Genomic DNA, 12,688 nt, shown 5'->3' on the forward strand with positions numbered 1-12,688 from the left:
TCACTCGTTCTTTCCAAAACGAGATATACGCTCAAACACTTGGTAACCTTCCTCAATATCAGCAGCGACTTCAGGAGCATGCGTGCAGGCGATGATCTGTTGCTTACTCTGCTTATGCATTTCAGTAAGGATCTGCCTTTGCCAATCAATGTGCAGTGATATTTCTGGCTCGTCGACCAGCATTAGATTCGATTCACCTGGTTGGGTCCAGGCTGAGTAGAGAAGCGTAAGGAGTTGACGTTCGCCTGACGAAAGGCCACCCACACCATATCCTGGTCTATCACTATTTCTGAAGTTTATTCTTGGTTTACCCTTGCCTGAATATTCTCCTGATACCTGGAATTCACGCGATGGCAGTAAGAACTCATTCATTGATTCGACAAACCTATTAGCCTTATAAAAAAGACTTTTTTGCTTCGCCTGGGCCTTAATTAAAGCATCAATATATATGGCAGCAAGAGAGTTTGGATCTATTTCTTTACTGCTATTCTTTCTCCCCGCATTGGCAATTGCACGCGAAAAATCCTCTGCCATATACTCCTTTTCTGTCAGATGATCCGGTGCACTCTGGAGAATGCGTTCTATCAAATTTTTCATCGATTCAGGTTCTGAACCAAGAAGATCGGCAAGTATTTTGTTTGTTGCCTCGCTTATCATTTTGGATTCTTCCCTGCGCGCTGCTGAATCAGCACGAGACCAGTAAGTCTCGAGTTCCTGTTCGACCTCTTCAACACTCGGAAATCGAATGGTCGGTACAAAGTCACCAAACCAGCTTCTACATTGTGCTGTTTTCGCGTCAACGGTCTGTTCGCCATCACTCCTCGCCCCTAATCCTCGAATCAGATTAAGGTCGACTAATGCATTCCACCTGCCGCTACTTCTTTCATCTATTTTTTGCAGTACGTTTCTGAATGCTGGAATGTATACCGGACTCTTTCCAAATAATTGACTAAAAAGCTCTCGCTCAACTTCTGAGCCTCTTGGTGAGTCATCTGAGACGGATAATCGTCTCTGGTTTACCATTACCTGAGGAACACTTGAACCATCTCGTTTTAGCAGGTCAATTCTATCACCATTACTCATTGTAAAAGAAATAAATGAAAACTTCAAATAATTGAATCTTTCGAAGTCAAAATTTGCAATGTTAGAAATAATGTGAAGCAGAGTAGTTTTACCTACACCGTTGTCTCCATAGATAATGTTTATCCCCGGATTGAACGAGACATCGATATCGATGCTTCCATGCAGCCCATCGACATAAACATGTTCAAGCCAGTTAGTTAGTCCAAGCATATTCTAACCCCATCTATAGCCAGAGACAATTTTGCCGAGCGCGCTAGTTTACACATTTGTTTACCTTTGCCTGCAAGCTGTTCATATCACTTCTTAACCACTCGGCAAGTTGGTGGTGGTCGAAAAAATAGCTGCGTGAGCCGGAGTGTCGTAGCGAAACGCCCGTGCCATCAACGGCATAGCAAAAAACCCGACCCTCGTGACAGCTCGAACGCGGGGGAATATTGGGCTTACTTCAGCAGTGTTGTTGCGCCGTGAACATACTCTACTTCGCCGATCCCAACTTCCTTCAGGTCGCTTGAGCACTCAGTGCCACTAGTAAGGGACAGCTTTACGCCATACGGCTTAGTGGTATCCACAGAATGTGGCCACACTCCTCTGTTGCAATCATCACTCGGTCGGATATCGTCCGACTGGTAGATTGGAGCTGATTTATTTTGAAAAAGTTGATCAATCTCAGTGCCGAAGAAGCCAAGGTGCACTTCCTCAAGGGCAGCAGCTACTTCAACGGAGACTTCCCAGACTACATCAGCTTCGAGCCCATCCTGAACGATGTCGCGGAGGTCTTAGGGGGTGGCTTTTTCACCGAGCATAAACTCAGCAAACCTGACCTGCTGTCCGGTGTGAACTACAGCTTCGTTGCCAACAAAGATGGTCGCTTCGCATGGCGTCCTTACGAGCTGATGCATCCAGCGATTTATGTCTCACTAGTGAACCTGCTCTGCACGCCAGAGAACTGGTCGCTCGTAACCAAACGGCTGGTGGACTTCGAAAAGGGGATCGTCACCTGCTGCAGTAGTCCTGTTTACTCCGTCGATCACCAGACTGATGTGGCAGCACAGGTCAGCCATTGGTGGCAGGCCGTCGAACAGCGATCTTTGGAGCTGTCGCTTGAATTCAGCCATCTGCTGCATACCGATGTCACCGACTGCTACGGGTCGATTTATACGCACGCCATCGCTTGGGCTCTGCACGGTCGCGACACTGCCAAACAGGCAAGAGGCAAGGACGGCCTGCTGGGCGACAAGATAGATAGCTTCATTCGTGCAGGGCGTTACGGGCAGACGAATGGCATTTCGCAGGGCTCTGTTCTCATGGACTTCATAGCGGAGCTGGTCCTTGGCTACGTTGATGAGACGATCAGCGATGAGCTGGGCGAGGCGAAAGATTTCCGCATTCTTCGTTACAAGGACGACTATCGAATATTTGCCAACAACGATGATCGAGCAGAAGAAATTCTGAAGGTGATCAGTGACAAGTTGCGAACTGTGGGTATGAAGCTAGGCGTCGATAAGACTTACGTCTCGACCAACGTAATTGAAGGATCAATTAAGCCCGACAAACTGGCAGGGATCGACCTGCAAGACCTCGGTGAATCCAATGCACAAACCCTGCAGAAGCAGCTCCTTCGCCTGCACACCTTCGGCAGGCTCCACCCGAATAGTGGTGCGCTGAGGCGGCTGGTGGGCGAGCTTCACACCAAGATTATTAAGCAAGAAGTACAACCCAAAGACCTTGAGGTTCAGGTGGCTATCGCGACAGACATTGCTGTCGTGTCACCACTCGCATTCCCAGCCATCGCAGGCATCCTCAGTCACATGATATCGCTGGCTCCGGGCGACCAGAAATCAGTCCTGTGGAACAAGGTTTACAAGAAAATGAGCAAGGTCCCGAACAACGGGTATCTTGAAGTATGGCTACAGCGCGTCACCAAACCGAGGGCCGTGGGTATTGAATACACAAGCGACGAGTTCCTCTGCCGGATCGTGAATGGTGGCGAGGTCGATCTCTGGAACAACGACTGGATTTCCGGCAAAGCCCTGATCGAAGCATTGAGCGCGTCAAAAATCGTCGTCAGGGATGCTGCGGACGCTCCTGAGGTCATGACGCCGGAAGAAGTCGAGCTATTTAAGCAGAATGCGTGGCTATACTGAGGCGCTTGAGGCCTAGTTTTCCGGTGCGAAAGCGTCCTGCTAGCTAGGGGCCACCTTCCAGGGGACTGTAAAGGTAGAGATACAGCAGAAAAACCGCAGTCAATGCTTCGGCGGCTGCCACATGATACCCGCGTGCGATCAAGCCAATGCCAATCATGCGAGTCGATCGGCTCGCTTTTTCTGCGGGTGTCACGGGAGCCTAGAAACCGGCTCTGACAAGGCAGTAACACCTTCATGCTTGGCACGGATCGATATGACTATCGACGACCACGCGGCATCTCTACCTGCCGAGTTCATTGGCCAAACTTCAACAAAATGGGGGCCTACATCACGTATAGCCTATCGGAACATCAATGAATGAATTCCACGAATACACTAACCAATCTGACGCCAGAGCAAGACCGACTTACAAGGCTGCTGGCGGCGCGGTACCTTAGGCAGGAAAACCGCTTCTATCATATCGACCAGCCCACTCAGGCCTTGTCACGCCGGGACGTCGAGCAGACATTCATGAACATGGTTGGCAGGGAACTGCCGGACATTGCCTTGACCGTGGAGACGATGAAAACCGTCTTCAGGGTCGGGATCGAACTCCAACATACTGATCAGAACCGCAGCATCCCGGTGTGGGGTGGCCAGCTACGGAGCTATCCCGGCGAGGCGGCTCGTCTTGTCTGGAACCCGAACGGTACGGTGGCAATCAACACATGGCGCAAGCCAGAGTATCGCCAGCGAGGTGTGAACCGAGCGAGATACGGTCACTTCGGGCCACTGTTTCGGACCCTGTTCCCGAATCCCAAGGAACGGCGGCAGGTCTTGGACTGGGTGGCTTGGACCTTGCAGAACGAAAATGACCGGCCAAGCTGGTCTTTGCTGCTTTACTCCAAGGCAAAGGGCACCGGGAAAAGCACCTTCTGCGACGTGTTAAAGCAGCTGCATGGCATCGAAAACAGCACCACGCAGAACAACGTCGACAGTCTCGTCGCTCGGTTCAACGCGCAGGTTCTCACGAGCCGGTTGGTGGTGTGCGAAGAGCTATCGCTGCGATCAGAGTCAAAGCAGGCCAACGCTCTCAAGACCTACATCACGGACACGGAGACGCTGACAGAACGGAAGGGGCGAGAGGCTGAAAGTACGCCCCTGATCTCCTGCTTCGTGTTTACCACCAACCACCTGCCGACGTGGATGGAGAGTGGGGAACGGCGATACTTCGTCGTTCAGACTGACCATGATGGCCATTCCTCAGGACCAAGGGCTGCCGACTTCTCTGCAGTGGTAGCGGGGGTATACGAGGCACTGGCTAACCCCGACGAGGTAGCGGCCCTATTTAACGCACTCATGCACCGTCGGGTCAGCGTTACCTTCAACCCGAAGAGTCTGAACACCGAGCGGGACGGCACGGCTATCATGCGCCAGCTACTGGGAACGTCTGGCGAGACTATCCTAGACCAGCTGAGTGAGTATCTGGCGGACCTTGGGCTACATGTTGTCCCCCAAGCCACTGTTCAGGAGTACATCACCAAGGACCTGCGACAAAACGGCAATCGTACCCGCCACATGATGCAGGAGCTTGGCTGGACCCAGACACAGGTGAAGTGGGGTGGAAAGGACTATGCGCGCGCCCTCTGGATGAAACCGGGCTTCCATGTCGCTGACGGTAACATCGTCAGGCCGGACGGAACGGCGGAAGCTATCGCGGCTCACCTGTCGAAGGAGGACTTTAACTGATGACCCAGCATTTCATGTTCCTCGATGACTCCGAGCAGCGCTGGATGCACATCCATGAAAACCATTCCGCCGAAGCTGAAGCGTTGGCCAACCGCCTCGTGAGGGATGGAAGACGGACAGAGGAAGGCTGCATCGTCACCAACACCAACACAGTCAGGAAGGTACGGTTTCAAGGGCAACAGTACGCAGCCTACCGCTTTATCTATTGCGCATTAAATCAGGAGGTGCCCAGCTATCACGATGTAATTCGCCACCGATGCCATAATCGCCTGTGCATTAATCCCGACCACCTGCAGAAGGGGACGCGGGCCGATAACCAGCGCGACGACTGGGATCACTGGGCCAACGGGATAGACCACCGATACCTCTAGCTGTTCCAATGCCCTGCACGAGTGAAAAAGGACACACCCGTCACACCCTCAGGGGAGGCCTTCGGGCCTCTTCCCATCACCACGTCAGTTCACCTCAAAAGTCATCGGCTGCAGTGGGCTCCTCCGCCGTGCGAGAAGACCCTAAACAGCCATCTGGGTAAAATCAGGCAGGGATCCGGCTCCTGTTTCCAAGAGTAGCTACTGGGTGGCGGCGGCCTGCCAAAGTCAGTGCCAAACCTGCTTCCGAAGCAAAGACATCCTGCATATCAGGATGCCTGTTCTACAGTTGGATTGACCTTCCCCGTTTTCGCGGCGGCGCATCTTTGTGCCTAGGGGTTCCAAGAACCTTTATTGCAGCATTCGCATCCAAGCTAGCGCGGAGATCTTTAAGGGAACGGCGGGTCGTTGTACGCAGCCTTTGGTCGCCGATCCAGCAAATGGCGAAGTCGTAATACAGGATTTCTAAGTCGTAGGTTGGTAACGCCCAAAGGTCCTGGTTCAATGCTGCTGTTACGGCATTAGCTGATACGACGGTCACGCCGGTGGTGCTGTAGAGAAACACGTAGCTCGCCGAGGTGACGTTCAGCATATCGCCGCACTGTTTACGGAGGTCATTGTAGGCATCGGTGCTCAGGTATTTTCCCGGCTCCAGCCGCTTCGCTTGTGCCAGGAAGCCCTTCTTCACCTCATATCCAGCACCAGCGACATCAATCACCATAATTAAGTCAGCGCCGAAGAATGGCTCTTCAGAGACTTTACTCAGCGTCCTAGCCTTAAAAGTACCCCTGCCAGTTCCAGCTTCGTCCGTCTCGACCTGCCAAACTATCGTTTCCGTCTGAAAACTGTCGAGCGTCTCCTTCAAGCGACCGCAGAGTTGGCTTGAAAAGTCCTCTTCGCCCCCGATGTCTTCCTCTTCGTAATCTCTTTCAACGCGTTTAGTCGCCTCGGCAAGTTTCTCCGCAAGCTCTCGTGCGTCAGCTTCAGTAATCATAGCCATCTCCCAGCACTGCTTTGACCTCAATAAATTGAAGTCACTGGCCAATTCAACAGCCACATTGAATGAGTATCCGCTCTGAAATGTGACATAGATCGCTGCGGTCGCCAAAGACCGTAATGGGTGAGCGCAAACACCGACGGCGAAATAGACGACCGTCTGTTAAGGGTTTGAAGCTGCCTTTCGCCGCTCCTCCGGGCTACCGATGCAGCTTTGCCTCCTCCACATGGGTGAATCTGCCGGTTAGAAGAAAAAAGAAAAGTGGAGCACCCCGGCAGCCGTAGCCGCCGAGGTGTCTTTCATTTCAGCCTCCGGTGGACGACATAATCCGCCAGCACCTGCCAATAGTGCTCAGCGTCCCGAAAGCCTTGTTCCTGTGCTGCTAGGTCTTCGGCAACAGGTCGGCGTAGTTGGCCCTCGTACTGCATGATTGCCGCCCGCTCCTCGAAGGCGTCGATGTCAGGGATCAGCATGGCAGCCGTATCCCGTCCACGATAGCCCGCTTCTGCTCGTCACTGATGCCAGCCGAATAGATGCCGTAGGTCAGCCGGTTCTCCGACCGAGCAGACTGATGACCAACCAAGGACGCAGTGAAGTGTTCGGGCACCCCTGTCCGCTCGCACTGGGTGATGAACCACTTCCGGGTCGAGTGGAACACCAGCCCCGGACGATCTATCTCCAGCTCCGCTCGGAACTTGGCGAACGCCTTGGTGACCACCGATACCGTCAGATCAGGAAACAGCCGATCGTCTGGCATCGACGGCAGCAGGTCAGCCAGCACCCCGTGAAGAGGCACCACCCGTTCCGCTGCGTCGGTCTTAAGTAGCCGGACCCGGTTTGGTCGGACCTGCGCGAACCAACCCAGATTGCCCTTCCACACCAAGTCCTCCCGGAGCAGGCCAGTCGCTTCCCCGGACCGCATTCCTGTCAGCAGGCAGAACAGCAGGACGCGCCCTATGACAGGGTTGGCGGCCCCCAACATTCGATCGACCTCCTCGTCCGTCGGGACAGCGTAGGAGGCCACCCTGCCCTTCTGGTCCACCCTGACAGCCGAGAAGTCCAGTTGAGGGCTGTGGCCATGGTGGTAGGCCCAGTCGAGGAAGTGGTAGACCTGCGAGAGAATGCGCTTCTGGGTCTGCGCCGTGATCTTCACCCCGTCAGACTTGGCAATAAGCTGTTCCAGACCAAGTGACCGGTTCCGAAACGACTTGCCAACGTGCGGTGAAAGCTGCGCCACCAATGACGCGAACCTCCGACCGTCCTCTCTGGACAGTGACCCAATCTGCCGTGTCCCATAGAGCGACATGATCAAGCCAATCGAAAACCGGACCGACTTGAAGCCACCGGGACGCAGCTCACCAGACCGACGCCGCAGGTACTCAGCAGCAAGCTCCTTGACCGTCTTCCGACCGATGATCGGGTTCGACGGAGCAAAGACCGGGGCAGCCACCTTGATCGGCTGGGAACGCTCCAGCACGATGCCTTCTCGAGCCTTGGCCACGATCTCCTCGAACTTCGAGTTGACCTCTGCCGCCCGCATCTTCGCTGTCTTGGTATCCCCGGTCTTCAGGGACTGTTTCAGCGCCTGCCCCAGCATCGGCTGCAGGTCACGTGGGTAGTTCCGACGATACAGCCACGTCTGCTGTTTCAGATACGCGTAAGGAATACGCATGACTCCTCCTTTGGGGCATCCGCCCCAGCTTGATTGGTGATTTGAATTTTCTGATTGGGTTCAGCGGCTTTGATGGTCTGGAGAGATCCCAGCCACTAAGGAGAGGTCAGGTTCGCCATACTCTCCCGCCAGCGGCCCCGTGAGGGCCACTCCGGTCACGCAGTCGTTCAGCACCTCGTCCACGCGGAACAGGTGTTCTGGCACGTCATCGAAGGCCGAAATGGTCACGATATCACCGGGACGGATTTTCATGGTCATCGCCTGCCCCCCGTTGCGACCAGAACGAGTAGCACCAGCGCACCTACGGCTGGATGGGATCGGCAGGCAGTCCATAGGACTATGGCGATTACTGCTTTTGGAAAGGGCACAAAAAGAAATCCCCCGGCGAGAACGCCGAGGGTTGCAAGGGTCTTCATAGCTAAGCTCCTGTGATTGCTTCTATTCTAGATACAGGAGGTTTCACGGTTTTCTCGCCTTTGAATCCCTGAATAAGGAAGAAAAAGAAAGAATATCCGCAAGAACTGAACAAGAGTCACAAGTGGATTTCTCTCTTAAGTTGTCTTTATCTACTCCGGTGGGCTGGGATTCGGGGGAGTGCAACGTATGAATGGCGGAAGGCATAACTCTTGTGAGCCGTCTACTTCGCGGAAGTTAGAGATCGCATCCGGACCTTCGATGATCGACCTCGAGAGTACCCAGTAAAGCAAAGCATCGTCCCGAGGAATCATACCGATCGAGGATCCTTCGTTCGACGCTTGTTGGTAAACTTGGTTGAACGCAGCAATCGCAGCATTGTCAGTATATAGCCTCATGGCGCTCTCATTTTTGGCCAAGGCAGTAATGCTTTGGTTCAAACGAGCACTATCGCCAACTGCTAACGCTTGATACTCACTGGGCATGACGACAAAGCCTTTATCATGCAACGCGGAAGCCTGCATGTCCCACTCCATAGCAAAAGGCAGTAGCACCGAAGTAGAATCTTCTATCATCGCAGGAACTGCCAATTGCAAATCTTCTATAAGGGCCATAGCATCTTGTGCGTAAGTAAATGGCACTGATATGAAGCTAAGTAATGTTTGAAGGCTCAAAATCGTTTGAATTCGTGTCATTTTTCTTTGGGCTCCCTAGCCAGATGTTCCATGCAAACCATGCGACCATCATAAGTACTCCAAAAGCCCCACTACAAAGTTGACTCAACATCATCCAGTGAAAGATTGCTTCGTAGGATTCGAAATAGTAGAGGCGGTTGTCCTCAATTTTTGCTCCACTCGTTACGTTGATACCCCTAGCAACTTCCGAATAGTAACCTGTCATAAGTGATCCTGCGAGATATCCAATCACGATTGCTGAAACTAGTAAGAGTGCCGGAAATAATAAAAATCCAGATTTACGAAATCCTGAGAAATCCGCATCGTTAAAAATTTGAAGAACTCGCCCCCAAGTAAAAATTATTGCGCCCAGCCCAAGAGACGATAGCGTCGATACTATATCAATTTGTGCCCTGATTGCATTCAGCAGGACCACTATAGCCTCTGGAGGTGAATACTCGCTCATATCAACTACTACATTTTATAACCAAGGATGAATCGGCCATCACAGTAATACAGTGCCTCCATTTAAATACGAACCCTTCTGAGCTTCTGATAGCCTCACACCTTCAATTACAAAATCATAAATTCTTGACCATGTACTAGTCTACACCACCCTACACTTCTTCAAGTAAAGGAACTCCATGGAACACATTTGAGCCTAGCCCAGTGACAGTTTCAGCTGCACGACCACCGACAAAGCTCCAGTAGCCAGCCAATCTATTATATTCATCGCTCTTGACAGTAATTAATGCGGGTGTACCACGAGGGACAAAGTACACCCCCTCTGCAGGATTACACAAAATATCAACATTCCCGACAACAAATCCGTACTCATCACCCTGAACTATTGAGTTCGTCTCTGAACTTTTCACAGTCTTCTCGATTTCCTCTCGGATTTCGCGCGTCGTAGTCCGCTGATCGGTAAATGTAAGGCTGCGAGTAGCAGAAACACCTTTTACAATCTCGGCCGTGATTGATTGTTTTAATTCAATCGTTTGTTGTCTTTGAAGAATCGTTTTCCAAGCATCAAGCCTCCGAATTTCTTCGCTCACTACAGACTGATACATCTGCCGAGGTGAAACCAGTGAAAATATCGCTGGGGCAGTATGCAAAAGCTGAGATTGATAATATGGCTTTACGTACTCTACAGTTAGGCTAGTGATCCTTAGCGAGTTGCTACTCCCCCCCCTACCAACTCCAACCTTGAACTTATATGCGTTTACATCCTCAAGTAATGACCGCTTACCCCCTCCACCACCACCTCCGACGAATAGGCCTGATTTGGTTTCAAACCGAACTGCATCAAGGCGCGCTCCGTGCCGAGCGATTATCGTGGATATGTAATCATCGCCAGACATCACATATCCATCGTGCGGACCTCCACCACCCCCGCCGAAACGCTTCCCATCGAAAATGATGGCATCCACATTTCGGCCAGTGCGCAGACTAATTTCTCGAGGTGAAACAACAATATGTTGCTCTTGTTCTCTTTCACCACGACCAAAAGTTGTAGTGCGAATCTCTGAAGCCGGTAGGTCCGGATCAACGTCACATTGAAACTTATTGTTCATTATTGCTACTCCCCCAGCCAGAGAAAGTTATCAATCCGTCCAGTAAATTTGAATATTACATAAGAAGCTTGCCCAGTTGCGATAACGCGGTCAAGAAAAAAATGGCTCCGTCAAAACAAGCACTTTGACATTGGAACAACCTATAGTGAGCTTCTGATTTGGGTCACCGCCCCAAGCGCTGCCCCAAGCAACGACTTGGCCCCCACTTTGAACCGCCCCCCGCTTCGCAGTATCCAGCGCCACGCTGATGGGATGTAGCCAAGTGGTAAGGCATCGGTTTTTGGTACCGTGTATCGTAGGTTCGAATCCTACCATCCCAGCCAGCTTTCACTTAAAGCACTGATTTATATAGGCCCGTTTGTTGCGGCTGCGGTGGTTTCACCCCACTGCATCACATCCCTGCATCACAGCAGCAGATGTGAAGCTCCCGCCTCAGGGTCTGTCAGTGAAATCTTTCGCTCTCGCCTTACCGGGAGTCGTCATGTGCATCACCTATCCGTCAACGCGGTCGCATTGTTCAGTCCGGACAGACTTGGGTCGTCATCACGTTGACCCGTGCAGCAATGCAAGCTTTGCCGCGACCGGCCCATTGCCGTCGTTCCGCGCCAATGGCATACCGTCGGTCTGCATCATTGAAGCAGCCGTTCATTCCAGCCGCGGTCGACTTTTTGGCCGCTCGGCATGACGATATCACCCCAAGGCTACAGCAGGCGTACATCCTATGAGATTGGCTATCGACGTGGACATGAACTACGCGCTTGAGGGCGACGATCCGGCTTTGTTGATCATCACCGTGGCGCAGACGACCGGACAGACCGTGCTGTCGAGCGATCTTGATATCGAGAATTCAACTCTGCGCTGGATCGATGGAGAAGGTAATGTCGGCCAGAAGGTCCGGGCAATTACCAAGGGCGGCAATCTCAGGCTGCGCTATAGTGCAAAGGTCGACGTAATCAGACCCGATGTTGACCTGCCGAGCCTTGCGGCCACACCTTTACATGCGCTGCCAAAAGACGTGGCGACTTATCTCAGGCCGTCCCGCCTCTGTCCGTCGGATATGCTGCGCCCCTTTGCTGACGCGCGGTTCGGTCATCTGGAGGGCGGCGCAAAGATCGCCGCGATCCACGACTGGACATCATCGTCGCTTGCTTATGTTCCGGGCAGCTCGTGTGGCACCACGACTGCTTATGATACCTTCGTCATGCGCCAAGGGGTCTGTCGGGACTACGCCCAGCTGGTCTGCGGCCTCGCGCGCGCGGCAAATATCCCCGCCCGCTATGTGACAGGTTATGGGGCCGATGTTGATCCTGCTGATTTCCATGCTGTTGCAGAGGTCTGGCTGGACGGGGCATGGCACCTTGTCGATGCAACCGGCATGAGTACGGCAAGCGGTCTGGCAATCATCGGAACTGGACGGGATGCCGCAGATGTCTCGTTCATGGAGACCGAAAAGGAGGCGACACTGATCCACCAACGCATTCGTGTGTCAGTAGATGCGGAGTAGTAATCTGTCATTTGCATTGAAATGCTGATCAAGGTTGCCCAGCAATCCGACGCCGCAAACGGCCCAAAGCGGGCCTTCGTGGTGAGCACAGCGACGGACGGCTCTTGCCGAAAGCTGCCGATCCCTCTGGGCGAAATGGTAAGGATCACCCGTGCTGACCGCGATGAAATCCTGCATCACACGTCGCAAGAAACGTACTGGCTGAATTCGCATTAAAAAACCGAGCAAATGTGCCTGCACGCCCAACACGATATTAGTGCTGGCCTGGTCCGCCAGAGTCTGTAGCGCAGTGTTTGGCAAGGCCACCCTAAACCTGCGTTGACGCGAGTTGTGACCAAGACGTTTGCAATGCTTGGCCAGCGCCCGACGCCAATCAACAAGTTCACCTGGCAGGACATCCGGATGTGGGGGTCTACGAATACCGGGCACGGGAGAACGGTTTCCTACCCGATCTATCAGACCAGTTACAGGGCCAGCCCACAACCCAGAGGACCAAAGGCGGTGAGCCAATCGATCGTCACGCCGCCAGA

The 12,688-nt window shown here is 52.8% G+C and carries 12 protein-coding genes and 1 tRNA gene; 5 read left to right on the forward strand and 8 right to left on the reverse strand.

The features are described from left to right. Window positions 1-1,293, reverse strand: a complete 1,293-nt coding sequence (locus tag VCK47_RS07025; RefSeq protein WP_322889988.1) for an AAA family ATPase — start codon at window positions 1,291-1,293, stop codon at window positions 1-3. Between the two features lie 437 nt (window positions 1,294-1,730). Between VCK47_RS07025 and VCK47_RS07030 the strand changes: the two genes are divergently transcribed. From VCK47_RS07030 to VCK47_RS07040, 3 genes are all read left to right on the forward strand, one after another. Continuing rightward, on the forward strand, window positions 1,731-3,227 hold the full coding sequence (locus tag VCK47_RS07030) for an RNA-directed DNA polymerase (RefSeq protein ID WP_322889989.1): 1,497 nt from the start codon (window positions 1,731-1,733) through the stop codon (window positions 3,225-3,227). 357 nt (window positions 3,228-3,584) lie between these two features. Next, window positions 3,585-4,955, forward strand: coding sequence for a primase-helicase family protein (locus VCK47_RS07035; RefSeq protein WP_322889990.1), 1,371 nt, complete (start codon window positions 3,585-3,587; stop codon window positions 4,953-4,955). Beyond that, entirely contained in the window at window positions 4,955-5,326 is a 372-nt protein-coding gene (locus tag VCK47_RS07040) for an HNH endonuclease (RefSeq protein ID WP_322889991.1), read from the forward strand. Before VCK47_RS07035 ends, VCK47_RS07040 begins: the two co-directional genes overlap by 1 nt. Before the next feature lie 280 nt (window positions 5,327-5,606). Here VCK47_RS07040 and VCK47_RS07045 read toward each other — a convergent pair whose 3' ends face one another. The 7 genes from VCK47_RS07045 to VCK47_RS07075 all read right to left on the reverse strand — a co-directional run bounded on the left by VCK47_RS07045 (window position 5,607) and on the right by VCK47_RS07075 (window position 10,654). Beyond that, a complete protein-coding gene (locus VCK47_RS07045; RefSeq protein WP_322889992.1) occupies window positions 5,607-6,317 on the reverse strand; it encodes a hypothetical protein in 711 nt (236 codons plus the stop codon). Window positions 6,318-6,619: 302 nt separating this feature from the next. After that, complete coding sequence (locus VCK47_RS07050) at window positions 6,620-6,793, reverse strand: hypothetical protein (RefSeq protein WP_322889993.1); 174 nt, start codon at window positions 6,791-6,793, stop codon at window positions 6,620-6,622. Further along, a complete protein-coding gene (locus VCK47_RS07055; protein ID WP_322889994.1) occupies window positions 6,787-7,992 on the reverse strand; it encodes a DUF6538 domain-containing protein in 1,206 nt (401 codons plus the stop codon). Before VCK47_RS07055 ends, VCK47_RS07050 begins: the two co-directional genes overlap by 7 nt. Window positions 7,993-8,052: 60 nt before the next feature. Continuing rightward, the gene (locus tag VCK47_RS07060; protein WP_322889995.1) at window positions 8,053-8,250 is read right to left on the reverse strand and encodes a hypothetical protein; all 198 of its coding nucleotides are present in this window, start codon (window positions 8,248-8,250) and stop codon (window positions 8,053-8,055) included. Window positions 8,251-8,558: 308 nt separating this feature from the next. Further along, window positions 8,559-9,101 (reverse strand): hypothetical protein, encoded by a 543-nt coding sequence (locus VCK47_RS07065; protein WP_322889996.1) that lies wholly within the window; start codon window positions 9,099-9,101, stop codon window positions 8,559-8,561. Next, complete coding sequence (locus VCK47_RS07070; protein WP_322889997.1) at window positions 9,058-9,546, reverse strand: hypothetical protein; 489 nt, start codon at window positions 9,544-9,546, stop codon at window positions 9,058-9,060. Before VCK47_RS07070 ends, VCK47_RS07065 begins: the two co-directional genes overlap by 44 nt. A gap of 151 nt (window positions 9,547-9,697) precedes the next feature. Continuing rightward, window positions 9,698-10,654, reverse strand: a complete 957-nt coding sequence (locus tag VCK47_RS07075) for a hypothetical protein (protein WP_322889998.1) — start codon at window positions 10,652-10,654, stop codon at window positions 9,698-9,700. A 248-nt stretch (window positions 10,655-10,902) separates the two neighbouring features. Here VCK47_RS07075 and VCK47_RS07080 point away from each other — a divergent pair. Both VCK47_RS07080 and VCK47_RS07085 read left to right on the forward strand, forming a co-directional pair. Further along, a tRNA-Gln gene (locus VCK47_RS07080) sits at window positions 10,903-10,977 on the forward strand. Window positions 10,978-11,375: 398 nt separating this feature from the next. After that, window positions 11,376-12,158 carry a transglutaminase family protein gene (locus VCK47_RS07085; RefSeq protein ID WP_322891707.1) on the forward strand — a complete coding sequence of 261 codons (783 nt, stop codon included), beginning with the start codon at window positions 11,376-11,378 and terminating at the stop codon, window positions 12,156-12,158. Window positions 12,159-12,688 lie beyond the last annotated feature (530 nt).

It is taken from the genome of Yoonia sp. 72, from assembly GCF_034652275.1.
Classification (GTDB): Bacteria; Pseudomonadota; Alphaproteobacteria; order Rhodobacterales; family Rhodobacteraceae; genus Yoonia.

What these genes read in the sequence shown, in the direction of transcription:
- VCK47_RS07025 (WP_322889988.1), bottom strand. Translation starts at nt 1,293, where the DNA reads ATGCTTGGACTAACTAACTGGCTTGAACATGTTTATGTCGATGGGCTG.
- VCK47_RS07035 (WP_322889990.1), top strand. Translation starts at nt 3,585, where the DNA reads ATGAATTCCACGAATACACTAACCAATCTGACGCCAGAGCAAGACCGA.
- VCK47_RS07040 (WP_322889991.1), top strand. Translation starts at nt 4,955, where the DNA reads ATGACCCAGCATTTCATGTTCCTCGATGACTCCGAGCAGCGCTGGATG.
- VCK47_RS07045 (WP_322889992.1), bottom strand. Translation starts at nt 6,317, where the DNA reads ATGATTACTGAAGCTGACGCACGAGAGCTTGCGGAGAAACTTGCCGAG.
- VCK47_RS07050 (WP_322889993.1), bottom strand. Translation starts at nt 6,793, where the DNA reads ATGCTGATCCCTGACATCGACGCCTTCGAGGAGCGGGCGGCAATCATG.
- VCK47_RS07055 (WP_322889994.1), bottom strand. Translation starts at nt 7,992, where the DNA reads ATGCGTATTCCTTACGCGTATCTGAAACAGCAGACGTGGCTGTATCGT.
- VCK47_RS07060 (WP_322889995.1), bottom strand. Translation starts at nt 8,250, where the DNA reads ATGACCATGAAAATCCGTCCCGGTGATATCGTGACCATTTCGGCCTTC.
- VCK47_RS07065 (WP_322889996.1), bottom strand. Translation starts at nt 9,101, where the DNA reads ATGACACGAATTCAAACGATTTTGAGCCTTCAAACATTACTTAGCTTC.
- VCK47_RS07070 (WP_322889997.1), bottom strand. Translation starts at nt 9,546, where the DNA reads ATGAGCGAGTATTCACCTCCAGAGGCTATAGTGGTCCTGCTGAATGCA.
- VCK47_RS07075 (WP_322889998.1), bottom strand. Translation starts at nt 10,654, where the DNA reads ATGAACAATAAGTTTCAATGTGACGTTGATCCGGACCTACCGGCTTCA.
- VCK47_RS07085 (WP_322891707.1), top strand. Translation starts at nt 11,376, where the DNA reads ATGAGATTGGCTATCGACGTGGACATGAACTACGCGCTTGAGGGCGAC.